Source organism: Cellulomonas sp. P5_E12 (assembly GCF_054049315.1).
Genome location: NZ_JBFUMP010000001.1, coordinates 234,886 through 259,388, shown reverse-complemented (window position 1 = coordinate 259,388; position 24,503 = coordinate 234,886). Strand labels below are relative to the sequence as shown.

Sequence of the window (24,503 nt, the reverse complement as noted above, 5' to 3'; positions counted from 1 at the left end):
CCCGGGCCCGACCGGTTCCTACTCTCCGCAGTCCGCCCACCGTCAGGAGACCCGCCGTGCCCTCGATCCGCTCGCTCGCGTTCCTCACGCCGGGCAACTTCGCCGACGACGACCCCTACGACGGTCTGGAGTCGACGCTCGCCCTCTTCGCGTACGGCGAGCAGCTGGGGTACCGGGGCGCCTGGATCCGGCAGCGCCACCTCGAGCACGGCGTCTCGTCGGCGGCCACGTTCCTCGCCGCCGCCACGCAGCGCACCACCACGATCGAGCTGGGCACCGCCGTGATCCCGATCGGGTACGAGAGCCCGTTCCGCCTGGGCGAGGACCTGGCGACCGTCGACGTGCTGTCCCGCGGCCGTCTGCAGGCCGGCTTCAGCGCCGGGACGCCGCCGCACGCCGAGCTGCTGGCCGAGAAGGTGTTCGACGGCGACTGGCGCGACGTCGACTTCTCCCACGCCCGCATCGAGCGACTGGCCGACGGTCTGCGCGGCACGTACCTCGGCGACGAGGACACCCGCATCCACTCACCCGGCAACGTGCAGCGCCCGCGCCTGCAGCCGCACAGCCCGGGCCTGGTGGACCGGCTCTGGTACGGCGCCGCGTCGCGGCGCTCCTCGGTCTGGGCGGGCGAGCGCGGGCTGCACCTGCTGACCGGGAACATCGTCGCGGGCGAGGACACCGACGACTTCGTCACGGCCCAGCGCGCCAACCTCGCCGCGTTCCGCGCCTCGTGGTCGGGCGCCCACGCCCCGCGGGTCGCGCTCGGCCGCGTGATCGTTCCGACCGACGGCGCGGACCGGGCCACCCGCGAGCGCTACCGCGAGTACGCGCGCAGCCGGCACGAGCGCACCCTCGCGCCCGCCGGCCCGCGTCGCACTCTCTTCGCCCCCGACCTGGTGGGAACCAGCGACGAGATCGTCGAGCGGCTCCACGCGGACGCCGCGGTGGCCGAGGTGGACGAGCTGCGGCTCGAGCTGCCGTACGAGTTCACGGCCGCCGACTACGAGCAGATCCTGCACGACACCGTGACCCTGGTGGCGCCGCGCCTGGGCTGGAGCGCGGCGGTCCCGTCGACCGTGGGGGTCTAGCCGACCTGCTCCAGCGGTCGGGGGGCCTCCACCGGACGTGCCGCCGGCGGCGTGGCGTGCAGCCACGGCGTCGCGGCGAGCCCGGCGGCGAGCACCAGCAGGACGGCGCAGAACAGGAGCGCAACGACGAACGACCGGGGCGTGAGCACCGCGTCGGCTCCCCGGAAGAGCAGGCCCGAGGCCACGGCGACGCAGAACGTGGCCGACAGGCGCTGGGTCAGCTGCAGGAACGACGCCGCCACGCCGTGGAACCCGGCGGGTGCGAACCCGAGCGTGACGGCCCGCAGCGGCGGCTCGAGCAGCCCGCTGGCGAAGCCGAGCACAACCTCGAGGGCAGCGACCGCGGCGACGAACGCACCGCCGTGCACGCCGCCCCCGGCCACCGCGGCGAGGGCGACGATGCCGGCGGCCTGCACCAGCAGCGACAGGGGGATCGCACGGGTGCCGCGCCGGCTGAAGACGCGCGCGGCCACCGACGACGCGACGACCCTGCTCAAGGCCGACGGCACGAGGACGAGCGCGACCGCGAGGCTCGGCAGGCCGGTGCCCTGGATCAGGTAGAGCGTCAGCACGGTGCCGTGCGCCAGCACCGACCCGAACCACAGCAGCGCGACCCCGTTGCCCGCGAGGAAGCCGGGCTGCCGGACCAGCGCGGGCGCGAACAGCGGGACCTTCCCCCGGCGCGCGTACCGCCGCTCCCAGACCGCCAGCACGAGCACGATCACCGGCACGGCGACGGCCACCGCCACCAGCGCGACCGAGTGGGCGCCGGGGTCGATGACGGGCAGCGTGACCAGGACGGCCAGGGCACCGAGCAGGACGACGCCGGGCACGTCGAGGTCGAGCCGGCGCGGACCCCGGGGCGCAGCGGGCACGTACCGCAGCGCGAGCACGAGCGTGGCGACCGCGAACGGGATGTTGAGCAGCAGCACCCCCCGCCACGCCCACTCGGGCGGCAGGAGCGTGAGCATCGTCGCCGCCGCCAGCGGCCCCACCAGCGCGGCGGCCGCGCCCGCGCTGGTGTAGGCCGCGAGCGCCCGCACCCGTCGGGGGCCGGCGAAGAGGTCCTGGATGATCCCGAGCACCTGCGCGCTGATCAGGCCGGCGCCGAACCCCTGGATCACGCGCCCGGCGACGACCCACCACACGTCGCCCGCACCGGCAGCGGTGAACCCGCCCACCACGAAGACGATCAGGCCGGCGACGAAGAGCCAGCGGCGACCGTAGGCGTCCCCGAGCCGCCCGCCGGGGACGAGCCCGAGGCCGAACGTCAGGGAGTACGACGCGAGCAGCCACTGGACCTGCGCGGTGCTCGCCCCGAGCGCCGCGGTCATGCTCGGCACGGCGAAGCTCAGCACCACGGAGTCGAGGAGGGTGGCGAAGCCCGCGCCGAGGCAGCAGACGAGCGCGAGCCTGGTCTGTCGTTCGGTCACCAGGCACCACGGACGATCTGCGGGACCCAGGCGCCCGCCCGGTCGGCCACCTCGAGCTGGTGGGCCGCGCGCAGCCCGAACTGCGGGTCACGCAGGGCCGCGCGCCCGACGAACACGACGTCCGCGGCGCCGGAGGCGACGATCTGGTCGGCCTGCCGGGCGTCGGTGATGAGCCCGACCACGCCCACCGCGGCGGCGCTCGCCGCCCGGACGTGCGCGCCGTCGGGGACCAGGTAGCCGGGAGCGTGCGGCACGTGGGCCGGCAGCAGGCCGGCGGTGGAGACGTCGACGAGATCCACGCCGGCGCCCGCGAGGAGGCCCGCGAAGCCGGCGACGTCCGATACGTGCAGGCCGTCGGGCAGCCAGTCCGACGACGACACCCGCACCAGCAGCGGGTGCTCGCCGATCTCCCGCCGCACCCGCTCGACCACCTCGAGCGGGAACGCGGCGCGCGCCTGTGCCGACCCGCCGTAGCGGTCGGTGCGGGTGTTGGTGAGCGGCGACAGGAAGCTGTGCAGCAGGAAGCCGTGCGCGGCCTGCAGCTCGACGACGTCGAACCCGGCCTCGACGGCGAGCCGCGCGCTGCGCGCGAAGTCGTCGGCGATCCGCCGCAGGTCGGCGGCCGTCGCCTCGCGCGGCGCCGCGAAGCCGGGGTGCGGCTCGGCCGTGACGGACAGCGCCGKCCAGGTCAGGGCGGGCGGGTCCGCGCTCCAGGGGACGGGGATCGAGGCCTTGCGGCCCGCGTGCGACAGCTGGATGCCGATCGGCGAGCCCACGTCGTGCGCGAAGTCCACGATCCGCGCCCACGCGTCGCGCTGGGCGACGTCCCACAGCCCGGTGTCGGCGGTGGTGATGCGGGCGTCCGCCGACACGGCCGTGGCCTCGGCCATGACCAGCCCGTACCCGCCGCGCGCCAGGCCGCCGAGGTGGACCACGTGCCAGTCCTGCGGGATCCCGTCGCGCGCCGAGTACTGGCACATCGGCGAGACCCACAGCCGGTTGCGGAACTCGACCCCCCGCAGCGTGAGCGGCTCGAAGAGCGCGCTCACCGGGCGGGCTCGAGGAGAGCGCGCTCGGGCACCCGCCGACCGACCGACTCCGGCAGACCCAGGTTCTCGCGCAGCGTCGTCCCGGCGTACGCCGCGGGGTAGACGCCGCGGTCCTGCAGGGCGGGCACGAGCAGGTCGACGACGTCGTCCAGGCCGTCGGGGAACGCGTTGGGCGCGACGTTCAGCCCGTCGAACGCGTCGGACCGGACCAGGTGCGCGAGGCGGTCGGCCACGGTGCCGGGCGACCCGACGAACCGCGGACCGTCCGTGAGGTGGTGCACCAGCTGGCGGACGGTGAACCCCCGCTCCGCGGCCAGCTCGCGCCACTGCTGCGCCTTGCGCACCGGGTCGTCCGCGCTGTTCACCACGCCGTTGGCCACCGTCTGCTCCGGCACCGACGGACCGGTGGCCGGCAGGTCGCCGTCGACGTCGAGCTCGTCGGTCAGGTCGCGGCCCCACACGGCCTCGACCGCCTGACGGATGCGCCGGTCGCTGAGCAGGTAGTCGCGGTAGTGCCGCGCCTTGTCCTGCGCCTCGCCGTCCGTCTCGGCGACGACCAGGAACGCCCCGGGGAACACCAAGACGTCGTCCCCGGGTCGCCCGTGCTCGCGCGCGCGTCGTCGCAGGTCGGCCGTGAAGGCGACGCCGTCGTGCTCCTCGACCCGGTGCGTGAACACGCCCTCGGCGCGGCGGGCGGCGAAGTCGCGACCCTCGTCCGAGTCGCCGGCCTGGAAGTACACCGTCTGGCCCTGCGGGCTGCGCGGCACCGACGGGAGCGCGGTGAGGTCGTGGAACCGTCCGCCGCGGACCACCGGCGACGCGACCGACGCGTCGGCCCACGACGGGCCCGCGGCGTCCGCGGCGATCGCGTCCGCCTCGAAGCCGTCCCAGATCGCCTGCACCGCGGCGACGTACTCCTCGGCGTTGGCGTAGCGGTCCCGCGCGTCCAGGTAGCCGCCGCGGCGGAAGTTCTCCCCCGTCCACGCGTTGTGCGTGGTGACGATGTTCCAGCCCGCCCGACCGCCGCTGAGCAGGTCGACCGTGGCCAGCCGGCGGGCGAGCTCGACGGGGTCCGAGTACGTGGTGTTGAGGGTGGCGACGAAGCCGATGTGGCTCGTGCGCGCCGACAGGTAGGAGAACAGCGTCAGCGCGTCGGGGCGACCCGTGATGGCGATGTCGTTCAGCTGCCCCAGGTGCTCGCGCAGCCGCAGGCTCTCGCCCAGGAACACCGCGCTGAAGAGGCCGCGCTCGGCGGTCCGCACGAGCGTGGCGTACTGCTCGAACTCGTAGAAGTCCTGCGGCCGCGGGGTCCGGTTCCACTCGTAGACCGGGCCGAACGGCTGGAACAGGTTGAGGTGGATCCGTGCGTCGGGCCGGACGTACTCGCTCACGCGGCGTCGCCTTCCTGCTGGGAGCGGGCACGCCGCTCGGTGAACCGGTTGGCGGCCGCGGGCAGGCCGAGCACGTCGCGCAGGGCGCCGCCCTGCGGGAACGTCCACGGCGCGAGGACGTCGATGAGGACCGGCAGGTCGACGTCGAGCACGGCCGGGTCGAAGCGCACCGCGTCGACGTGGCCCTCGAGGTCGCGCAGGACCGCGCGCAGGGCGTCGGGGCTGCCGACGACGCGCAGCGCATCGGTGCGCGCCCACGGCGTCCAGGCGTCCAGGGCGGCGAGCCGCCGGCTGGCCGGGTGGTCGGCGTCGAGCAGCACCTCGACGTCGACCAGCACGCGCACCGCACCGGCGGCCCGCGCGGCGTCGGCGCCGCGCACGGCGTCCGCGACGTCGGTGCCGCCGATGCGCACCACGTCGGCCGCGGTGCCCCGGCCGAGCACCGGCAGGTGGCCCTGCGGCGGTCGCGGCGTGATGGACGGTCCCTTGATCGAGAAGTGCTCGCCGCGGTAGTCGGCGTAGTGCCACCGGTCGAGGTCGAGGAACCGGCCCGTCTGCTCGTCGGCGAGGAAGACTCCGTCCTCCCAGGTGTCCCACAGCGTGCGGACGGCGTCGACCACGTCGCGCACCTCGCCGGCGTCGGCGGCCACGGCTGCGGCCACCGCCCACCCCGCGCGACCCTGCGCGGCCCAGTCGAGGCTCGCGAGGCGGTTGGCCAGGTGGAACGGCTCGGCGCCCACGACCGCGGTCTCGACGACGAGGCCGAGCCGCGAGGTGACAGCGGCGAGGTAGGCCGCGGTCTCCACCGGGTCGAGCCGGCCCTGCACGTTCGGGTAGCCGTCCCCGGGCCGGGCCGCGGCGAGGGTCGCGAACGAGAACCCGGCCTCCTCCGCCGCGACCGCGACGCGTGCGAGCCGCGCGGGCGCGAGCAGCTCGTCCGGGGCGTGGTGCGCGGCCCGCCACGCGGCCGGGTGCGCGCCGTCMCCGTCGAGCTCGATGCCCACCGCTGCCGGCAGGGTGGCCGTCATGCCGTGGCGCCCAGCTCGCGGTCCCGCTTGGCCACCTCGTCCTTCACGATCGGGATGACGTACCGCCCGAAGTCGATGGCGTCGTCGAGCAGGTCGTAGCCCCGCGCCGAGATGATCCGCACGCCGAGGTCGTAGTACGCGAGGAGCGCCTGCGCGACGGTCTCGGGCGTGCCCACCAGGGCGTTCGAGTTGCCCGCGCCGCCGGTCGCCTTGGCCGTCGCGGTCCACAGCGCGGTGTCGAACCGCTCGCCCTGCTCCGCGATCTCGAGGAGCCGCTGCGACCCCGCGTTCTCGGGGGCACCGGCGGGACGCCATCGCGCCAGCGCCTCCCCCGCCGCGGCCTTGCGCGCCTCGATGCGGTCGAGGACGCGGTGCGCCTTCTCCCAGGCCAGCTCCTCGGTGGGCGCGATGATCGGCCGGAACGCCGCGTGGATGCGCGGCGGCGTTGTCCGACCGGCCGCCGCGGCCTCGGCGTGGATCCGCGCGATCTGCTCGGCGGTGCTGGCCAGGGGCTCGCCCCAGACGGCGAAGATGTCGGCCTCGGCGGCGCCCACGCGGTAGGCGGCCTCGGAGGACCCGCCGAACGAGATCGTCGGGCTGCGTCCCTCGAACGGCTTGGCGTCCAGGACGAAGTCGTCGAAGTCGTAGAACTCGCCGTGGTGGTCGAACGGCTCGGCGCTGGTCCAGGCCTGCTTGACGATCTGGATGTACTCGCGGGTGCGCGCGTACCGCTGGTCCTTGGTCAGCCGGTCGCCCTCGCGCGCCTGCTCGTGGTCGCTGCCGCCGGTGATGAAGTGGACCGACAGGCGTCCCTGGGACACCTGGTCGAGCGTCGCGAACGTCTTGGCGGCGAACGTGGGGTACGAGACGTTCGGGCGGTGGGCGAGCAGCAGCTCGATGGTGTCGAGCCGCCCCGCGAGGTAGCCGGCCAGCGCGGAGGGCTCCAGGCCGCTCGAGCCGTAGGCGAACAGCACGCGCGTCCAGCCGTTGTCCTGGTGCGCGCGGACGATGCGCTCGAGGTAGCCGAGGTCGACCGGTCGGGTGGTGGGGGCTGTGGTCTCGGAGGCGTCGCTGGTGGTCGCGATGCCGAGGAACTCGACGGGCATGGTGGGCCTTCCGCTCGGGTGGTGACGCGGAAGGTAGGAAGTGCTCGGACCAGCGTCAATGGTTGCCCGGGACTGCTCACGATCCGGACCGATCGGGCGCGTGCCGTCCCGGTCGACCAGCCCTAAGGTCGCTACGACCGCAGCCGTCGCGACGAGGAGGGCTCCGTGCACGACGTCGAGCTCTTCGTCCTGGTCACGGGCGCCGTCGCGGTCACCGCCCTGTGCCGCCGACGCGGGTGGCCCGCTCCCCTCGTCCTGGTCGCGGTGGCGATCGTCGTGTCGTTCGTCCCCGGGGTGCCGCGGTACGAGATCGAGCCGGAGATCCTGCTCCAGTTCGTCCTCCCGCCGCTCCTGTACTCGGCGGCGCTGTCCAGCTCGTACCGCGACTTCCGGTCGTCGCTGAACTCGATCACGCGCCTCGGCGTCGGCCTCGTGCTGGTCAGCGCCTTCGCCGTCGCGCTCGCGTTCTGGTGGTTCGAGCCGCCTGTCCCGCTGACCGCGGCGCTCGTGCTCGGCGCGGTGGTCGCGCCGCCCGACGCGGTGGCCGCCGCCGCCGTCGGCAAGCGCCTGGGCCTACCGCGCCGCGTGATGACGCTGCTGTCCGGCGAGAGCCTGATCAACGACGCGACGTCGCTCACGCTCTACAAGGTGGCGCTCGCGGGCGTGGCCACGGGCGCGCTGGCCTTCGCCGACGGGCTGGGGATCTTCGCGCTCGCCGTCGGCGCCGGGGTGGCGGTCGGCCTGGTCATCGCCTGGGCGGTGCACATGGCGCGGCTCCGCCTCGACGACCCGGTCGTCGCCTCCGCGATCGGGCTGCTGACCCCGTTCGCGGCGTACTGGCTGGCGGAGGAGCTGCGCGGCTCCGGGGTGCTCGCCGTGGTCGCCGCCGGGCTCTACCTGGGCCACACGTCCCCGCGAGCGGGCTACGCGACCCGGCTCTACGAGGAGCCGATCTGGTCCACCGTCGACCTCGTGCTGGAGTCGTTCACGTTCGCGCTCATCGGCATGCAGCTGCCGTGGGTGGTGCGCGACGTGATCGCGTCCGACCAGGGCCTTCGGCACGGCATCGCGGTGTCGCTGGCGATCCTGCTGGTCGCCATCCTGATCCGGCCGGTCTACATCTTCCTCACCGCAAGGTTCGACCACGTGCGCCTGCGCGGCAGCCATCGACCGGCCAAGGACTCGCTGTCCGCCCGCGAGTCGGCCGTCGTGTCGTGGGCCGGCATGCGCGGGGTGGTCACGCTTGCCGCGGCCGCGGCGATCCCGATCACCAGCAACGGCGCGCCGTTCCCCGAGCGGGCGACCATCCAGCTCGCGGCCTACACCGTGGCCATCGGGACGCTGCTCGTCCAGGGCCTCTCGCTGCCGTGGGTCATCACGAGGCTCGGGGTCGGGTCCGCCGACGAGACCGCGCACGACGCCGCCCAGGAGGCCGCCGTCCGGGTGGCCACCGCCGACGCCGTGCACGACGTGCTCGAAAGGCAGCGCGAGGACTGGAGCAGGAACCTCGGCCCGGAGCGCGCGGGCGAGCTCATCGACCGGCTCTCCGGCGTGTGGCGAGCCCGGGCGACCGCGGCGGCGGTGATGCTCGACCCCTCCTCCGCCGACGAGCTGGTGCCCGACGGCGAGCCCGCACCCGAGCTGACCGGMGTCTCGGGCGCGATCCGCGAGGTCAGCCCGGCGCGGGTGCCGACGTCGGAGGAGGGCCTGCGCACCCAGCGGCTCCGGCGCGAGATAGTCGCCGCGCAGCGCGAGGTGCTCATGGAGCGACGGGACGCGGGCGAGCTCGACGAGACGGTCATGCGCCGGATGATGCGCGAGCTCGACCTGGAGGACGAGAGCCTGTCGTCGTCGTGGATCGAGCGCGTGCGCCGGTCATGAGAGGACGTTCGGCCCACCAACGGACGCTCCCGGCTGCGTAACGTCGAGAACGTCGACACCGGAGGGTCTCGACACCATTCGACAGGGAGAAGAACGGTGACCGTCACGGATCACGCCACGTCCCGCAGCACCAAGAAGAGCACCACCCCCGCCCCCCAGGAGACCGACCCGGCCCCCGCGATCGACCAGCTGGTGGCGCAAGGCGCCAAGGCCCTGGCCGAGTACGCGCGCTTCACGCAGGAGGACGTCGACCACCTGGTGAAGAAGGCGTCCGTCGCCGCCCTGGACAAGCACGGAGAGCTCGCGCTCCTCGCGGTCAACGAGACCGGTCGAGGCGTCTTCGAGGACAAGGCCGTGAAGAACATCTTCGCGTGCGAGCACGTCACGAACTCGATGGCGAACCTCAAGAGCGTCGGGGTGATCTCCCGCGACGAGCTCACCGGCATCACCGAGATCGCGGAGCCCGTCGGCGTCATCTGCGGCGTCACCCCGGTGACCAACCCGACGTCCACGACGATCTTCAAGTCGCTCATCGCGCTCAAGACCCGCAACCCGATCGTGTTCGCGTTCCACCCCAGCGCGCAGGCGTCGTCCGTCGCCGCTGCGCGCGTGGTGCGCGACGCCGCGGTCGCCGCGGGCGCCCCCGAGCACTGCATCCAGTGGGTGGAGCAGCCGTCGATCGCCGCGACCACGGCGCTGATGAACCACCCCGGCATCGCGCTCATCCTGGCCACGGGCGGCAACGCCATGGTCCGGGCCGCGTACTCGTGCGGGAAGCCGGCGCTCGGAGTGGGTGCGGGCAACGTGCCCGCCTACATCGAGAAGTCCGCCAAGCTGCAGCGCGCGGTCAACGACGTGGTGCTGTCCAAGGCGTTCGACAACGGCATGGTCTGCGCGTCCGAGCAGGCCGTGATCCTCGACGACGCGATCTACGACGCCGCGCTGGCCGAGTTCGCCGTGCTGCACGCGTACCGCGCGAACGCCCGCGAGAAGGCGCTGCTGGAGAGCTTCATCTTCGGCGTGGACGCCGAGGGCTCGAACTGCGCGTCCGCGAAGCTGAACGCGTCCGTCGTCGGGCAGAGCCCGCAGTGGATCGCCGCGCAGGCGGGCTTCACGGTCCCCGACGACACGTCGATCATCCTGGTCGAGGTCAGCGGCGTCGGCCCCCAGGAGCCGCTGACGCGCGAGAAGCTCGCGCCGGTTCTCGCGGTGCTGCGCGCGGACTCGACGGAGCACGGCATCCGCCTGGCCGAGCAGATGGTCGAGTTCGACGGCCTGGGTCACTCCGCCGCCATCCACACCCAGGACGACGCCCTGACCGACGAGTACGGCAGCCGGGTCAAGGCCGTCCGCATCATCGCCAACGCGCCGTCGTCGCTGGGCGGCATCGGCGACATCTACAACGCGTTCATCCCGTCTCTGACGCTCGGCTGCGGCTCGTACGGCCACAACTCGGTGTCTAACAACGTCTCGGCGGTGAACCTGGTGAACGTCAAGCGGATCGGCCGACGCAACAACAACCTGCAGTGGTTCAAGGTGCCGGCCAAGACGTACTTCGAGCCGAACGCGATCCGCTACCTCGCGGACATGCCCGACGTCGAGCGCGTCACCATCGTCACCGACGCGACCATGACCACGCTCGGCTTCGTCGACAAGATCATCGACGTGCTCAACCGCCGGTCCTCCAAGGTCGCGCTCCAGATCATCGACCAGGTCGAGCCCGAGCCGTCCGTCAAGACGGTGCAGGCCGGGGCCGCGCAGATGCGCCACTTCCGCCCCGACACGATCATCGCGCTGGGTGGCGGCTCGCCCATGGACGCCGCCAAGGTCATGTGGCTGCTGTACGAGCACCCGGAGATCAACTTCTCCGACCTCAAGCAGAAGTTCTTCGACGTCCGCAAGCGCGCCTTCAAGTTCCCCGTGCTGGGCGAGCTCGCGCAGCTGGTGTGCATCCCGACCACCTCGGGCACCGGCGCCGAGGTGACGCCGTTCGCGGTGATCAGCGACCCGGAGGCCGGCAAGAAGTACCCGCTGGCCGACTACGCGCTGACCCCGTCGGTCGCGATCATCGACCCGGTCCTCACGTCCAAGATGCCGGCCTCGCTGGCGGCGGACTCGGGCTTCGACGCCCTCACGCACGCCACCGAGGCGTACGTCAGCGTCTACGCGAACGACTTCACCGACGGCATGGCCCTGCACGCGGTGCGGCTCATCTTCGACAACCTCGCGACGTCGGTGAACGGCGACCCGAACGACCCTGCCACGCAGGACGCGCGGGCGACCATGCACAACGCCGGGACGATCGCCGGCATGGCCTTCGGCAACTCGTTCCTCGGCATCGTGCACGCGATGGCGCACGTCGTCGGCTCCACGTACCACCTGGTGCACGGCCGGACCAACGCGACGCTGCTCCCCCACGTGATCCGCTACAACGGCACGGTGCCGACGAAGCTGACCAGCTGGCCCAAGTACGAGCACTACGTCGCCCCCGAGCGGTTCCAGCAGCTCGCCGCGGCGCTCGGCCTGCCGGCGTCGACCCCCGCCGAGGGCGTCGAGTCGTACGCGCTGGCCGTGGAGTCGCTGCGGGCCCGGGTGGGCATCCCGTCCTCGTTCCAGGCCCAGGGTGTCGACGAGCAGGAGTTCATCGCGCGGCTCGACGAGGTCGCGATGGGCGCCTACGAGGACCAGTGCGCACCCGCGAACCCGCGGATGCCGATGATCGACGACATGAAGGACCTCATGACTGCGGCGTACTACGGCACGTCCCTGGGTGACGTCCGCGCCCGCCGCAGCGAGCAGGCCGCGACCGACAGGGTCMCCTCCCCCGCGTCGTAGCCGCTCGCCCCGACGCCCCGCCCGCGCACGCGTGGGCGGGGCGTCGGCCTTTTCTCGGTGGGCGTGTCGCCGTGCCGACGGGCAGACTGTGGGACCCGGACCCTGCCATCAGCCCGAGCACCGGAGGACCGCATGCCCAGCCCGATCCGCCCTCGACTCGCCCGCGTCGGGGCTCCCCTCGTCGCCGCCGTCCTCGCCCTCGGGCTCGCGGCGTGCTCGGACGCCGACATCGACGACGCCGCGCAGAAGGCCAAGGACGCCGCCAGCCAGGCCCAGAGCGCGGTCGACGACCTCAGGGCGCAGGTCGACGACGCCAAGGCCCAGGCGGACGCCGCCGCGCAGAAGATCAACGACCTCAAGGAGAAGCTGGGCGACCTCGACGAGAAGGGCGACAAGGCCGTCACCGACGCGCAGGCCGCCGTGGCCGACGCCCAGGCGGCCCTCGAGAAGGCCAAGACCGATGGCTCGGCCGCGTCGCAGCAGGCGGTCGACGACGCCAAGGCCCAGGTGGCCGACGCCCAGGACGAGCTCGACGCGGCCAAGGCGAACGCCACGGGCGCCGCTGCCGACAGCCTCGACGAGATCTCGCAGCAGCTCGCCACGCTCAGCGACAAGCTGGACGCCGCCCGCGGCTGACCTCCTGCGCGGCTCGCGGCGCCGACCGACGCCCGAGTGTCCCCGGACAGCGATCCGTTGCGTGTCAACAGGGTGAATTCCCCGCTCATCGGCGCGGGATGTTGTACCTGGCGCGGTCCGTGCCGATCTTCTAGACATGGCCGAACGTCAGGCGCAGCGGGTTCTGCGGCGACACCACGTGGAGTGGTGGATCGTCGCGGCCTGGGCGTCACTTGCGCTCGTCGTGGTCGCGGGCCTCACCGCCGCGACCGGACTGGTGAGCTGAGCGGAGACGCTCCCGGACCCGTCGCACCGACGGGTCCACCTCGACCCACCGCTTAGCCTTCACCCCATGACCGCACCCCGCTGGCAGGACGTCGCCCGCGCGACCGGGCTGATGGGCGACGACGGCGTCCCCCGGGCCACCGTGTTCGCCGAGATGTCGGCACTCGCCGCCCGCACGGGCGCGGTGAACCTCGGGCAGGGCTTCCCCGACGTCGACGGCCCGGCCTCCGTGGCACAGGCGGCGGCCGACGCGATCGCGGCCGGTGCCAACCAGTACCCGCCCGGACCGGGCATCCCCGCGCTGCGCGAGGCGATCGCGGAGCACCAGGCGACGCGGTACGGCCTGCACTGGGACCCGGACAGCCAGGTGCTGGTCACCGCCGGCGCGACCGAGGCGATCGCGGCGACCGTGCTGGCGCTCGCCGGTCCCGGGGACGAGGTGCTCACGCTCGAGCCGTTCTACGACTCGTACGCGGCGGTCATCGCGATGGCCGGCGCCACCCACACCACCGCGCCCCTGCGCGCGACGCCCGACGGGTTCCGCCTGGACCTCGACGCGCTGGCGTCGGCGTTCACGCCGCGGACGCGGCTGGTGCTGGTCAATACCCCGCACAACCCCACGGGCACGGTGCTGACGCGCGACGAGCTCGCGGCGATCGCCCGGCTCGCGGTCCGGCACGACGCCCTGGTGGTCACCGACGAGGTGTACGAGCACCTGGTGCTCGACGGGTCCGATGCCGTGCACGTGCCCATCGCGACCCTGCCCGGGATGGCCGAGCGGACGCTCACGATCTCGTCGGCCGGCAAGACGTTCTCGTTCACCGGCTGGAAGATCGGCTGGGTCACCGGGCCGGAACCGCTGGTCACCGCGGTGCGCACCGTCAAGCAGTTCCTCACCTACGTGAACGGCGCGCCCTTCCAGCCGGCGGTCGCGTTCGCGTTGCGCGACCCCGACGTCGCCGCCTGGGTGGTCGACCTCGCCGCGTCGCTGTCCCGGCGGCGCGACCTGCTGTGCGGCGGCCTCGAGGACGCCGGGTTCCGGGTCGTCCGGCCGCAGGGCACCTACTTCGTGCTCGCCGACGCCACACCGCTCGGCTACGACGACGGCGCCGCGCTGTGCCGCGACCTGCCCGGGCTGGCCGGCGTCGTCGGCGTGCCCGTCACCGCGTTCACGCACGCCGGCTCGGACGTCGACACCGCGCTGCGCTCGTGGGTGCGGTTCACGTTCGTGAAGCGCGACGAGGTGCTGACACAGGCCGTCGCCGGCCTGCACCGGTTGCACCGGGGCTGACCGGTCAGACCGCCCAGGCCCCGTCGCGGTGGTACGCGGGGGTGGCCAGGCTGAGCACCAGCAGGGCCGCCATGGACGCGCCGACCATCACGGCCGCCATCGCGACGGCATCGCCGCCGAGCAGGCCCGACAGCGGGCTCACGAGTCCCGCGACGCCCGCCTGCATCGACCCGATCACCGCGGCGGCCGTCCCCGCGATCTCCCCGTGCCGGGTGAGTGCCAGCGCCGAGGCGTTCGGCGGGATGAAGTTCACCAGCGCGAGGATCAGCCACAGCACCACGAGCAGCGCGATGAGGCCGCCCCAGCCGGTGAGGGCCAGCGCGAGCAGGACGCCGGTGAGCCCGAGCGAGATGGGGAGGACCACGCGCACGATCCGGATCGGGGCAACCCGACGGACGAGGGACGCATTGATCTGCGCACCGAGCACCAGCCCGAGGCCGTTGACGGCGAAGAGCAGCGAGAACGCTCCCGACGACAGCCCGTAGCCCTCGCGGAGCACGAACGGCGACGCGACGACGTAGCTCATCAGCACCGCCATGCCGAGGCCCGGCAGGACGGCCAGCGCGACGAAGTGGCGGTCCCTGAGCAGCGAGCGGTAGCCGGAGACGGCGGTGCGCAGACCACCCTGACGGCGCCGGTCGGGCGGCAACGTCTCGGGGAGCCGACGCCAGACGACGACCCACAGCACGACCCCGAACACGGCGAGCGCGAAGAACACCGACCGCCATCCCCACTGCCCGGCGATGAGCCCACCGAGCGACGGGGCGAACAGCGGCGCGACGCCGATCACGAGCATGAGGCGAGACATCAGCCGCGAGGCGTCAGCACCGACGAACCGGTCGCGGATGATCGCCATGGCCACGACCGTGGCCGACGCGTTGAAGAAGCCCTGCACGCTGCGCAGCGCGATGAGCGGCACGATGGCTGGTGCGATCGCGCACAGCAGCGACGTGACGACGTGGAGCACGACGCCGATCAGCACGGGCTTGCGTCGCCCGAACCGGTCCGAGAGCGGCCCGATCACCAGCTGACCGACCGCGCCGCCGATGAGCATCGCCGTCATGGTCAGCTGCGCCGCGGTGGCCGACGTGTTCAGATCACGCGCCACGTCGGGCAGGGATGGCAGGTACATGTCGGTGGAGATGGCCGGCAGGGCGCACATCAGCCCCAGCATCAGCACGTACTTGGCGTTGGGCCGGAACTGGGGAGCGGGTGCGGCATCCGTCGCCGCCACCACACCCGGAGGTACGACGCCAGCGGCCGGCGCTCGACCGGTCGGTGCGGGAGTGGTGGTGCGTGACGTCATCGGAGCCCATCCTCCCACAAGAAACGAATCGATTCGATGCGAGTGGGCGTGACGCCTGGCACGCTGGACCTATGTGTGGTCGCTATGCCTCCTTCCGCGAGGACCAGGCGCTGGCCGACGAGTTCGCCATCGCCACCATCGCCGACGACGTCCGGCTGCTGCCGCCGAGCTGGAACGTCGCCCCGACCGACGGCGTCCGCATGGTCGTCGAGCGCGCGGACCGGGAGACCGGCGAGATCACCCGGCAGCTCCGGGTCGCGCGCTGGGGGCTCGTGCCGTCGTGGGCCAAGGACGTGTCGGTCGGCAACCGCATGATCAACGCCCGCGTCGAATCGCTCGAGGAGAAGTCGGCGTTCGCCCGCCCCTTCGCCGTCCGCCGCGCCCTGCTGCCGGCCGACGGGTACTACGAGTGGAAGAAGCCGGATCCCGGCGCCGCGACCAAGCGCAAGCAGCCGTTCTACCTGCACCCCGCCGACGGCGACCTCGTCGCCCTGGCCGGCCTGTACGAGTTCTGGAAGGACCCGACCAAGGCCGACGACGACCCCGACCGCTGGGTGGTCAGCGCGACCGTCATCACGCGCCCGGCCTCCGAGGAGCTCGCCCACATCCACGACCGCCAGCCGCTCATGCTCCGCACCGAGGCGTGGTCGGCGTGGCTGGACCCGGCGGTCGGCGCGGACGGCGCCCGCGAGCTGCTCGATACTCCCGCGCCACAGATCGTCGCCACCCCGGTCTCGACCGCGGTCAACACGGTCGCCAACAACGGCCCGTCGCTGGTCGACGAGGTCGAACCCGACCCGAGCGGCGCCTAGGCGCCCGCAGCCCGCAGCCGCACCGGGTGCACGGACCCGATCCCCGCGAGCCTGCGCGCCGGGCGCGGCTCGAGCACGAAACGCGCGTCGGCGGACAGCACCTCGGCGGTCGCGGCGTCGACGAGCACGGTGCTGGGCTCGGCGATGTCGGTCAGGCGCGCGGCCAGGTTCACGTCGGGCCCGAACACGTCGCCGAACCGCGACAGCACCCGACCCCAGACGAGCCCCACGCGCACGGGCGTGACGCCGCGGGCGCCCTCGAACAGGCCGCCGGTCGTGGTCTCCCGGTCGACGTCGAGCTCCTTGCCCAGGGCCTCGGCCAGCCCGAGCGCGATGACCGCACCGGTGCCGGGGCTGTCGGCGACGAAGAGGATGGCGTCGCCGATGGTCTTGACCACGCGCCCGCCGGCCGCGGAGACCACGTCGCGCGCGGCCGCCTCGAAGCGCTGCACGAACTGCGAGAGGTCCGTCGACCCGAGCCCGGCGGTGCGGCGCGTGAAGGACACCATGTCCGCGAACCCGACGGCGCGGGCCAGCGGCAGGGCGGAGCTCTCGGGACCGGGGGCACGGAGCTGGCCGAACTCGCCGGCGTAGCGGCCGGCGATCGCCGCGAGCTGGCGGCGGTACGAGTGCACCAGCTGGGCCTCGAGCACCGGCGCCAGCGACGCGAGCCGGTCGAGCACGAGCAGCCGGGCGGAGGTGTCGTCCAGCTCGTACCGCCCTGCCATGTCCTCCACCAGCGCCTCGACCTGCCACAGCGCGAGGCGGTCGGAGGTGTGGCCCAGCGCGCGCGTGACGGTCATGACGGTCCGCAGGTCGAGGCCGTGCTCGCGGACGAGTGCCGCGGCGCGGTCGATGGCCTCGGCGTCGCGCTCGGTGTAGATCGGGTCGTCCGGGTCGGCGTGCGGCAGGCCCATCGTGGTCCAGAACCCGCGGACGACGTCGACCTCGATGCCGGCGCGCTCGGCGAGGTCGCGGGCGCTGAGGCTACGGGTGCCGCCCAGCAGCTCGGCGTCCAGCTCACCCACCGTCGACTCGACGAAGTCGAGGTCCTGCGATCGCTCGTCCGGCACGGGTCGAGGGTAGTTCACCCGGCGGGGCGGACGTGACGTACGTCACCCGCCAGCACGCGGTGCTCGGCGCCCGCGTCGTCGACCACCACGAGGGCACCGTCGTCGTCGAGCCGCGCCGCCAGACCGCTCACGGAAGCACCGCCGGGCAGCTCCACCCGCACCACCGTCCCGAGCGTGCTGCACACGGCCGCGACCTCGTCGGCGAGGCCCGACCCGCGGGCGTCGCCCCCGGAGTCCCGCCACCGCTGGGCCACCTCGAGCTGCGCGTCGACGAGCGCCACGAGCATGCCCTCCCGGTCCACGTGCTGCGCGCCCGCGAGCGCGAGCGAGGTCGCGCTCGCCACGGGAAGCTCGTCGGCAGTCTGGCTGACGTTGATCCCGATACCGATGACGACCGCCGGCGACTGCCCCGCGGGCAGCGCCACGACCTCGGTGAGGATGCCGCCGATCTTGCGGGCGGCACCCCACCCCTCGACCTCGGTGTCGGCCGGCACGAGCAGGTCGTTGGGCCACTTGAGCGTCGCCGGGACCCCGCCGGTCGCCCGCAGGGCGTTGACGGCACCGAGGCCCGCGAGCAGGGCGATCCAGCCGAAGGACGCCGCCGGGACCGGAGGGTGGGTCACGAAGCTGCAGGTCAGCGCGGTCCCCGCCGGGGTCTCCCACGACCGACCGGCCCGCCCGCGCCCGCCCGCCTGGTGCTCGGCCACGAGCACGCTCGCGTCGGGCCACGAGGTCGGGTCCGCGCGCAGGTCCTCGGCCAGATCGGTGTTCGTCGACTCCGTGCGCTCGACGATCTCGACCCTCGACAGGGGACCGGCGGGGGCGAGCAGGAGGTCGCGGAGCTCGGCGACACGCAGCGCGGGCATCGGGGGCACAGCGCCATGATGGCCTGCGTTGTGGGAACCCGACACCCCGACGCGGGCAACACCGTGATCCGCCTGCACGTGCATGGTGGGCATCGACAACTAGCCTCGGTCGGGTGACAGACACCCAACAGCCCGTCGACACGGCCCCGCGCACCACGGCCGCCAAGCTGGCCGACCTCGCCGACCGCTACGCCGCCGCCGAGGCGGCGGAGCAGGCCGCGGTCGACAAGCAGCACGCGCGCGGCAAGCGGTCCGCCCGCGAGCGCATCGAGCAGCTCCTCGACGAGGGCTCGTTCACCGAGGTCGACGCGTTCGTGCGGCACCGCTCCACCAACTTCGGCCTGGACAAGAAGCGGGTCGAGGGCGACGGCGTCGTCGTCGGGCACGGGACGGTCGACGGCCGCCCGGTCTGCATCTACTCCCAGGACTTCACGGTGTTCGGCGGCAGCCTGGGCGAGGTGCACGGCCAGAAGATCACCAAGGTCATGGACCTCGCGCTGCGCACCGGCGTGCCGCTCATCGGCATCAGCGACGGCGGCGGCGCGCGCATCCAGGAGGGCGTCGCGGCCCTCACGCAGTTCGCGGAGATCTTCCGGCGCAACGTCGCGGCCTCCGGGGTCATCCCGCAGATCAGCCTCATCCTCGGTCCGTCGGCCGGCGGCGCCGTGTACTCCCCCGCGCTGACCGACTTCATCGTCATGGCCGACGGCACGTCGAACATGTTCATCACAGGCCCCGACGTCATCCGCGCCGTGACCGGAGAGGACGTCGGCTTCGAGGAGCTGGGCGGCGCGACCACCCACAACACCCGCTCAGGCGTCGCGCACTACATGGCCGCCGACGAGGACGACGCGTTCGACTACGTGCGCGCGCTGCTCACCTACCTGCCGCAGAACAACCTCACCGACCCGGTGACGTTCGACCACGAGACCGACCTGTCGGTGAACGAGACGGACGAGGAGCTGGACACGCTCCTGCCCGACTCCGACAGCCAGCCGTACGACATGCGGACGGTGATCGAGCACGTCCTGGACGACGGCGTACTTCTCGAGGTGCAGCCGTTGTACGCCCAGAACGTGCTCATCGGGTTCGGGCACGTCGAGGGCCACCCGGTCGGCGTCGTGGCCAACCAGCCGATGTCGATGGCCGGCACGCTGGACATCAACGCCGCCGAGAAGGCCGCCCGCTTCGTGCGCACGTGCGACGCGTTCAACATCCCGGTGCTCACGTTCGTCGACGTCCCGGGCTTCCTGCCGGGCACGGACCAGGAGTGGAACGGCATCATCCGGCGCGGCGCCAAGCTCATCTACGCCTACGCCGAGGCCACCGTCCCGCTCGTCACCGTCATCACCCGCAAGGCGTACGGTGGCGCGTACATCGTCATGGGCTCCAAACAGCTGGGCGCCGACGTGAACCTGGCCTGGCCCACCGCACAGATCGCGGTCATGGGCGCCGGGGGCGCGGTGAACATCCTGCAGCGCGGCGCACTGAAGTCCGTCGCCGACGCGGGCGGGGACGTCGAGGCCGAACGCCGGCGCCTGACGGCCGAGTACGAGGAGGCCATCGTGAACCCCTGGGACGCCGCCGACCGCGGCTACGTGGACGCGGTCATCGCGCCCGCGCAGACGCGCACGCAGATCACCAAGGCCCTGCGGCTGCTGCGCACCAAGCGCGCCAGCCTGCCCCCCAAGAAGCACGGGAACATCCCGCTGTGAGCGAGCACGAGCACGACGAGCACGGCGGGCACGACGACCCCGCGCACGGCCCGGAGCCGCTGGTCGGCGTCGACGCGACCGCCCTGCACGCCACCGTCGACGCCCTCTCGGCAGCGCTGCACGGCTACGTCGACGCGGCGGTCGGCGTCCGCGCCGAGTTCGGGTCGACGGAGGCGGACGAGGACCCGCGGATCCTGGTGCTGGAGTCGGAGATCGGCGGCCTGAACGCGCAGCTGTACGACCTGCTGCACGAGCGCCTGGGCATCCACGCCGACCTCACGGGCATGTCGTGGGGCGACGACGAGCACGGCGACGCCGACGCACCCCGCAGCGACGCGGAGATCGACACGTTCCACCTCGGCTTCGTCGTCGGCCCCCCGCCCGGCACGTCGGACCTGTCCCTCGACTCCGTGCTGGACCTGGTCGAGCAGGGCGGCGCCGAGCTGGCGCAGCACCTGGTGGACGCCGGGTTCGAGGTGGGCGAGTGGGGCGTCTCCCGCGGCGCCGCCGTCGCGTTCGAGGAGGACGACGACACCGACGAGGACGACGAGGACCGTGATGACTGACGCTCACGTGCAGGTCGTCCGCGGGACGCCCGACGACATGGAGCTCGCGGCCCTGGTCGCGGGCCTGATGGCGGCGGCGTCCGAGCGCGCCCGCCTCGCGGAGGTCTCGGACCGGGCCGTCGCGGCGCCGTGGGCGGACCGCCGACGCACGATGCGCGGCACGCGGGTCGGCCTGCGCCCGGGCCCGGACGCGTGGCGCTGGAGCCTGCGCGGCTGAGCAGAGAATGCGCGCTACTGCTCAGTAGCCCGCCGAGTAAGGTCGTGCGGGTGACTTCGACGACGAACTCCCCCGACGTGCGCGAAGCCTCCCCGATCGACGCGATCGCCGAGGCCTACATCGCCCAGTACGCAATCCTCGACCCCCTCGGCGCCACCGCCATGGGCATCGCGGGCCACGACGACGAGATGACCGATCTCTCCCCCGCCGGCCTCGACGCGCGGGCGGCGCTGGCCCGCACCACGCTGCAGGCGCTGGACGGCGTGGCGGCGACCGACGACATCGACCAGATCACGCTGGCCGCCATGCAGGAGCGCCTGGGCCTCGAGCTCGAGCTGCACGCCGCGGGCGAGTTCCTGCGGGACCTCAACAACATCGCCTCGCCCGTGCAGGGCCTGCGCGACATCTTCGACATCATGCCGACCGGCAGCGTCGAGGCGTGGTCGAACATCGCCGCCCGCCTCAACGCCCTGCCGACGGCGATCGACGGGTACATCGAGTCCCTGCGGCTCGCCGCGAGCACCGGCGCCGTCGCCGCGAAGCGCCAGGTCGAGGAGTGCGCCCGCCAGGCCGCCGAGCAGGCGGACCCGGAGTCCTCGTTCTTCACCACGTTCGTCACGGGCGAGGCCGTGGACTCCGTGCTCGACGAGTCCGCTGCCTGCTCCCTGGTGCGGGCCGAGCTCGAGCACGGCGCGACCGCGGCCCGGAGCGCGTACGCGACGCTCGCGACGTTCCTGTCCGACGAGCTCGCGCCCCAGGCCCCCGAGGCGGACGCCGCCGGTCGCGAGCGCTACGCACTGTGGTCGCGGGCGTTCCTGGGCGCCACGGTGGACCTCGAGGAGACCTACCGGTGGGGGCTCGAGGAGCTCGCGAGGGTGGTCGCCGAGCAGGAGGCCGTCGCCGCCCAGATCGCCGGGCCGGGCGCCACGGTCGAGCAGGCCGTCGCCGTGCTCGACCAGGACCCCGCACGCACGCTGCACGGCACGGACGCGCTCCAGGCGTGGATGCAGGAGACGTCGGACGCCGCGATCGAGGCGCTCAACGGCGTGCACTTCGACATCCCCGTCCCCGTCCTCACGCTCGAGTGCAAGATCGCCCCGACGCAGAGCGGCGGCATCTACTACACGGGGCCCAGCGACGACTTCAGCCGGCCGGGCCGCATGTGGTGGTCCGTGCCGCCGGAGGTCACCACCTTCAACACGTGGCGCGAGAAGACGACGGTCTACCACGAGGGCGTGCCGGGCCATCACCTGCAGGTCGGGCAGGCGGTCTTCGAGCGCGCGACGCTGAACACCTGGCGCCGGCTGGCGTGCTGGACGTCGGGCCACGGGGAGGGCTGGGCGCTGTACGCCGAGCGCCTCATGGCCGACCTCGGCTTCCTGGACGACCCGGGCGACCGGCTCGGCATGCTGGACGGGCAGCGGATGCGCGCCGCCCGCGTGGTCTTCGACCTCGGCGTGCACCTCGGCCTGGAGGCCCCCGAGGAGTGGGGCGGCGGCACCTGGGACGCCGACAAGGGCTGGGAGTTCCTGCGGGCCAACGTCAACATGCCCGAGGCGTTCATCCGCTTCGAGTGGAACCGCTACCTGGGCTGGCCGGGGCAGGCGCCCTCGTACAAGATCGGGCAGCGCCTCTGGGAGCAGACCCGTGACGCCGCCAAGGCGAAGGCGGACGCGGCCGGCCAGGAGTTCGACATCCGCGCCTTCCACGCCCGCGCGCTGGCGATGGGCTCCCTCCCGCTGGACGTGCTGAAGGCGGCCTTCGCGAGCTGACGACGAACGACCAGGGGCCGGTGGCGCACCGCCACCGGCCCCTCGTCGTCGCTCCAGGTCAGAGGAAGGACGAGCCGTACTTGAGGACGATCGCGGCCGCCAGCAGCACGATGAGCGCGACGGTGACGAACCAGTCGTTGCCGTGCGCGACGAACCGTCGGGCGGACGGACCCCACCGCCCCGGGAAGTTGATCGCGTGCTCGCGCACGTTCAGGCGCGTCAGGCCCGCCCACACCAGGGTCGTCGTCACCGTGATGAGCAGGCACCACGGGCACAGCGCCTTGATGACGAAGTACGCCTCGAAGAACAGCCACCACGCGAACAGGAAGCCGACGGTGTAGATCGCCTGCGCCGAGAGCATGAACCAGCGCGGGAACCGCACCCCGCCGAGGATCGCCACGGCCACGGTGATGACGACGGCCTCGGCGGCGATCCCGAGGAACGCGTTGGGGAAGAACTCGCCCAGGATGTGCGCCTGCCACGTCTGGGCCACGGCCTTGCAGTCGATGACGGAGTTGAGCGAGCACCCGAGGTTCGCGTCCGGGTTGGCCGCCAGCGTCACCGCGTCGATCGAGAGCACGAACGACGCCAGCAGGCCGAGCGCGCCGGAGATGACCATCTCGATCGCGGTCCGCGTCCGCCATGCCTGCGTGGGCGGCTCGAGCAGGTCGGGGTCCGGGTCGACGAGCTCGTCGAGCTCGTCGATCTCGTCGGGGTCGCCGTCGTGCAACGACCTCGTCGCGTCTCCCACAGGGCGCCTCCTCGTGACCTCGGGCCGGCGGTACCGCCCGCGCGCGCCCATTGTGCCTTGGCAAGCGGTGCTTCGGGCCAGGACCTTCGGTCTGGCCGTCGGGTTCTCGCGACGACGTCATGCGTCCCGACCAGCGCTCTCGCACGCGGCGCCGACGAACTAGGCTCGCCACCCGTGACCCGCCTGCTGCTCGCCTCCGCCTCGCCCGCCCGCCGCGCCACCCTCCAGGCCGCCGGGATCGACCCGCTCGTCGCGGTGTCGGGTGTCGACGAGGAGGCCGTGCTGACGGCGGCGGGCGAGCGGTTCGGGAGACTCGACCCGGCGGACGCCGTGCTGCTGCTGGCCCAGGCCAAGGTCGAGGACGTGTCACGCAACCTGCCCGAGGAGCTCGAGGACGCCGACGACCTGCTGCTGCTCGGCTGCGACTCGATGCTCGAGCTGGACGGCGAGATCTACGGCAAGCCCCAGGACGCCGCCGAGGCGACGGCCCGCTGGCGCGCGATGCGTGGCCGGACGGGCGTGCTGCACACCGGGCACTGGCTCATGGACGAGCGCGACGTGCCGGCGATGCTGGGGGCGACGTCGTCGACGACGGTGACATGGGCCAACCTGTCCGACGACGAGATCGACGCCTACGTCGCGACGGGCGAGCCGCTCGCGGTGGCCGGTGCGTTCACCATCGACGGCCTGGGCGGACCCTTCGTCGAACGGATCGAGGGCGACCACCACGGCGTGGTCGGACTGAGCCTTCCGCTGCTGCGCGAGCTGCTCGGCGAGGTCGGCGTGAGCATCCCGGACCTCTGGCAGAGAGCCTGACCTAGGTCCCAGGGGACGGCTGTCCGGGCAGTGAACGATGTTCACGTGGGCCAGCCCGAGAGGCCCATCGGGGACGGGTAGGCCGGACCCGAAGGGGCGTCCGAGGGGACATTGACATGTCGACCGATACTGCCAAGAACAGCCGCTTCGTCCGGATCTCCGGCCTGGTGGCGATCGTCGCCGGTGCCGTGATGGTCATCGCCGGCGCAGTGACCTGGGGGGCCGTCGCCTCCCACCTGACCGCCGAGAACATCACCGTCAGCGAGGATGCTGCGGCCTTCGGCGGGCAGACCGTGAACACGCCGTGGGAGGCCTACGCACAGGCCGAGATCATCAACCACCACGCGCTCGAGGCGACCGGCGGCAAGACCTACGCCGAGCTGGACAAGGAAGACCCGCTGCGCGCCGTCGCCATGAACGGCTCGTTCCTGCGGGCGTCGCTCTTCACCTCGGTCGTCGCCTTCGGCGTCGCGGCCCTGGTGGTGGGGGTCGGCCTGGTCTTCGGTCTGATCGGCTTCGCGCTGCGCAAGGTCGCGCCGGCCGCCGAGGTCGTCGCACCGGCCGTCGACGAGAACCTCGTCGCCCGCGTCTGACGGCACGCAGCCGA

At 73.1% G+C, this 24,503-nt stretch carries 22 protein-coding genes; 13 read left to right on the top strand and 9 right to left on the bottom strand.

All coding sequences use genetic code 11. The features are described 5' to 3' along the window. The first annotated feature begins 56 nt into the window (after positions 1-56). Positions 57-1,088, top strand: a complete 1,032-nt coding sequence (locus ACXJKA_RS01135) for an LLM class flavin-dependent oxidoreductase (protein ID WP_456823316.1) — start codon at positions 57-59, stop codon at positions 1,086-1,088. On the opposite strand, the gene ACXJKA_RS01130 is transcribed toward ACXJKA_RS01135, so the two are convergent. The 5 genes from ACXJKA_RS01130 to ACXJKA_RS01110 are packed head-to-tail and all read right to left on the bottom strand — an operon-like array spanning position 1,085 to position 7,095. Next, the gene (locus ACXJKA_RS01130; protein ID WP_456823315.1) at positions 1,085-2,521 is read right to left on the bottom strand and encodes an MFS transporter; all 1,437 of its coding nucleotides are present in this window, start codon (positions 2,519-2,521) and stop codon (positions 1,085-1,087) included. The genes ACXJKA_RS01135 and ACXJKA_RS01130 overlap by 4 nt on opposite strands. After that, complete coding sequence (locus ACXJKA_RS01125; protein ID WP_456823314.1) at positions 2,518-3,570, bottom strand: oxidoreductase; 1,053 nt, start codon at positions 3,568-3,570, stop codon at positions 2,518-2,520. Before ACXJKA_RS01125 ends, ACXJKA_RS01130 begins: the two co-directional genes overlap by 4 nt. Beyond that, positions 3,567-4,961, bottom strand: coding sequence for an NtaA/DmoA family FMN-dependent monooxygenase (locus ACXJKA_RS01120; RefSeq protein ID WP_456823313.1), 1,395 nt, complete (start codon positions 4,959-4,961; stop codon positions 3,567-3,569). The genes ACXJKA_RS01125 and ACXJKA_RS01120 overlap by 4 nt, the downstream gene beginning before the upstream one ends. Further along, positions 4,958-5,989 carry an LLM class flavin-dependent oxidoreductase gene (locus tag ACXJKA_RS01115; protein WP_456823312.1) on the bottom strand — a complete coding sequence of 344 codons (1,032 nt, stop codon included), beginning with the start codon at positions 5,987-5,989 and terminating at the stop codon, positions 4,958-4,960. The genes ACXJKA_RS01120 and ACXJKA_RS01115 overlap by 4 nt, the downstream gene beginning before the upstream one ends. Then, the gene (locus ACXJKA_RS01110; protein ID WP_456823311.1) at positions 5,986-7,095 is read right to left on the bottom strand and encodes an LLM class flavin-dependent oxidoreductase; all 1,110 of its coding nucleotides are present in this window, start codon (positions 7,093-7,095) and stop codon (positions 5,986-5,988) included. Before ACXJKA_RS01110 ends, ACXJKA_RS01115 begins: the two co-directional genes overlap by 4 nt. 165 nt (positions 7,096-7,260) lie before the next feature. Here ACXJKA_RS01110 and ACXJKA_RS01105 point away from each other — a divergent pair, with 165 nt between their 5' ends. The 5 genes from ACXJKA_RS01105 to ACXJKA_RS01085 all read left to right on the top strand — a co-directional run bounded on the left by ACXJKA_RS01105 (position 7,261) and on the right by ACXJKA_RS01085 (position 14,002). Continuing rightward, positions 7,261-8,976, top strand: coding sequence for a Na+/H+ antiporter (locus ACXJKA_RS01105; RefSeq protein ID WP_456823310.1), 1,716 nt, complete (start codon positions 7,261-7,263; stop codon positions 8,974-8,976). A gap of 96 nt (positions 8,977-9,072) precedes the next feature. Continuing rightward, the gene (gene adhE, locus ACXJKA_RS01100; protein WP_456823309.1) at positions 9,073-11,811 is read left to right on the top strand and encodes a bifunctional acetaldehyde-CoA/alcohol dehydrogenase; all 2,739 of its coding nucleotides are present in this window, start codon (positions 9,073-9,075) and stop codon (positions 11,809-11,811) included. Positions 11,812-11,943: 132 nt separating this feature from the next. Further along, positions 11,944-12,447 carry a hypothetical protein gene (locus tag ACXJKA_RS01095; protein WP_456823308.1) on the top strand — a complete coding sequence of 168 codons (504 nt, stop codon included), beginning with the start codon at positions 11,944-11,946 and terminating at the stop codon, positions 12,445-12,447. Positions 12,448-12,583: 136 nt separating this feature from the next. Further along, entirely contained in the window at positions 12,584-12,712 is a 129-nt protein-coding gene (locus ACXJKA_RS01090) for a molybdopterin oxidoreductase (RefSeq protein WP_175346467.1), read from the top strand. 66 nt (positions 12,713-12,778) lie between these two features. After that, entirely contained in the window at positions 12,779-14,002 is a 1,224-nt protein-coding gene (locus ACXJKA_RS01085) for a pyridoxal phosphate-dependent aminotransferase (protein WP_456823307.1), read from the top strand. Between the two features lie 4 nt (positions 14,003-14,006). Here the strand turns inward: ACXJKA_RS01085 and ACXJKA_RS01080 are convergent, their stop codons facing one another. Beyond that, the gene (locus ACXJKA_RS01080; protein ID WP_456823306.1) at positions 14,007-15,308 is read right to left on the bottom strand and encodes a multidrug effflux MFS transporter; all 1,302 of its coding nucleotides are present in this window, start codon (positions 15,306-15,308) and stop codon (positions 14,007-14,009) included. 71 nt (positions 15,309-15,379) lie between these two features. Here ACXJKA_RS01080 and ACXJKA_RS01075 point away from each other — a divergent pair, with 71 nt between their 5' ends. Then, positions 15,380-16,120 carry an SOS response-associated peptidase gene (locus ACXJKA_RS01075; RefSeq protein ID WP_456823305.1) on the top strand — a complete coding sequence of 247 codons (741 nt, stop codon included), beginning with the start codon at positions 15,380-15,382 and terminating at the stop codon, positions 16,118-16,120. Here ACXJKA_RS01075 and ACXJKA_RS01070 read toward each other — a convergent pair. Together ACXJKA_RS01070 and ACXJKA_RS01065 are read right to left on the bottom strand one after the other, a co-directional pair. Next, complete coding sequence (locus tag ACXJKA_RS01070; protein WP_456823304.1) at positions 16,117-17,193, bottom strand: adenylate cyclase regulatory domain-containing protein; 1,077 nt, start codon at positions 17,191-17,193, stop codon at positions 16,117-16,119. The two genes, ACXJKA_RS01075 and ACXJKA_RS01070, sit on opposite strands and share 4 nt — an antisense overlap. 14 nt (positions 17,194-17,207) lie before the next feature. Continuing rightward, the gene (locus ACXJKA_RS01065) at positions 17,208-18,059 is read right to left on the bottom strand and encodes a biotin--[acetyl-CoA-carboxylase] ligase (RefSeq protein WP_456823375.1); all 852 of its coding nucleotides are present in this window, start codon (positions 18,057-18,059) and stop codon (positions 17,208-17,210) included. 113 nt (positions 18,060-18,172) lie between these two features. On the opposite strand from ACXJKA_RS01065, the gene ACXJKA_RS01060 reads away from it, so the two are divergent. Genes ACXJKA_RS01060 through ACXJKA_RS01045 form a run of 4 tightly spaced genes read left to right on the top strand, consistent with a single transcriptional unit; the run spans position 18,173 to position 22,329 of the window. Further along, positions 18,173-19,774: an acyl-CoA carboxylase subunit beta gene (locus tag ACXJKA_RS01060; protein ID WP_456823303.1), complete on the top strand. Its 1,602-nt coding sequence runs from the start codon at positions 18,173-18,175 to the stop codon at positions 19,772-19,774. Beyond that, positions 19,771-20,340 carry a hypothetical protein gene (locus tag ACXJKA_RS01055; RefSeq protein ID WP_456823302.1) on the top strand — a complete coding sequence of 190 codons (570 nt, stop codon included), beginning with the start codon at positions 19,771-19,773 and terminating at the stop codon, positions 20,338-20,340. The genes ACXJKA_RS01060 and ACXJKA_RS01055 overlap by 4 nt, the downstream gene beginning before the upstream one ends. Further along, complete coding sequence (locus tag ACXJKA_RS01050) at positions 20,333-20,557, top strand: acyl-CoA carboxylase subunit epsilon (protein WP_456823301.1); 225 nt, start codon at positions 20,333-20,335, stop codon at positions 20,555-20,557. Before ACXJKA_RS01055 ends, ACXJKA_RS01050 begins: the two co-directional genes overlap by 8 nt. 50 nt (positions 20,558-20,607) lie before the next feature. Beyond that, positions 20,608-22,329: a DUF885 domain-containing protein gene (locus ACXJKA_RS01045; protein ID WP_456823300.1), complete on the top strand. Its 1,722-nt coding sequence runs from the start codon at positions 20,608-20,610 to the stop codon at positions 22,327-22,329. Positions 22,330-22,387: 58 nt separating this feature from the next. Here ACXJKA_RS01045 and ACXJKA_RS01040 read toward each other — a convergent pair whose 3' ends face one another. After that, positions 22,388-23,080 (bottom strand): vitamin K epoxide reductase family protein, encoded by a 693-nt coding sequence (locus ACXJKA_RS01040; protein ID WP_456823299.1) that lies wholly within the window; start codon positions 23,078-23,080, stop codon positions 22,388-22,390. Positions 23,081-23,254: 174 nt separating this feature from the next. Here ACXJKA_RS01040 and ACXJKA_RS01035 point away from each other — a divergent pair, with 174 nt between their 5' ends. Both ACXJKA_RS01035 and ACXJKA_RS01030 read left to right on the top strand, forming a co-directional pair. Further along, positions 23,255-23,896, top strand: a complete 642-nt coding sequence (locus ACXJKA_RS01035) for a Maf family protein (protein ID WP_456823298.1) — start codon at positions 23,255-23,257, stop codon at positions 23,894-23,896. 116 nt (positions 23,897-24,012) lie between these two features. After that, positions 24,013-24,489, top strand: coding sequence for an aromatic ring-opening dioxygenase LigA (locus ACXJKA_RS01030; RefSeq protein WP_456823297.1), 477 nt, complete (start codon positions 24,013-24,015; stop codon positions 24,487-24,489). Positions 24,490-24,503 lie beyond the last annotated feature (14 nt).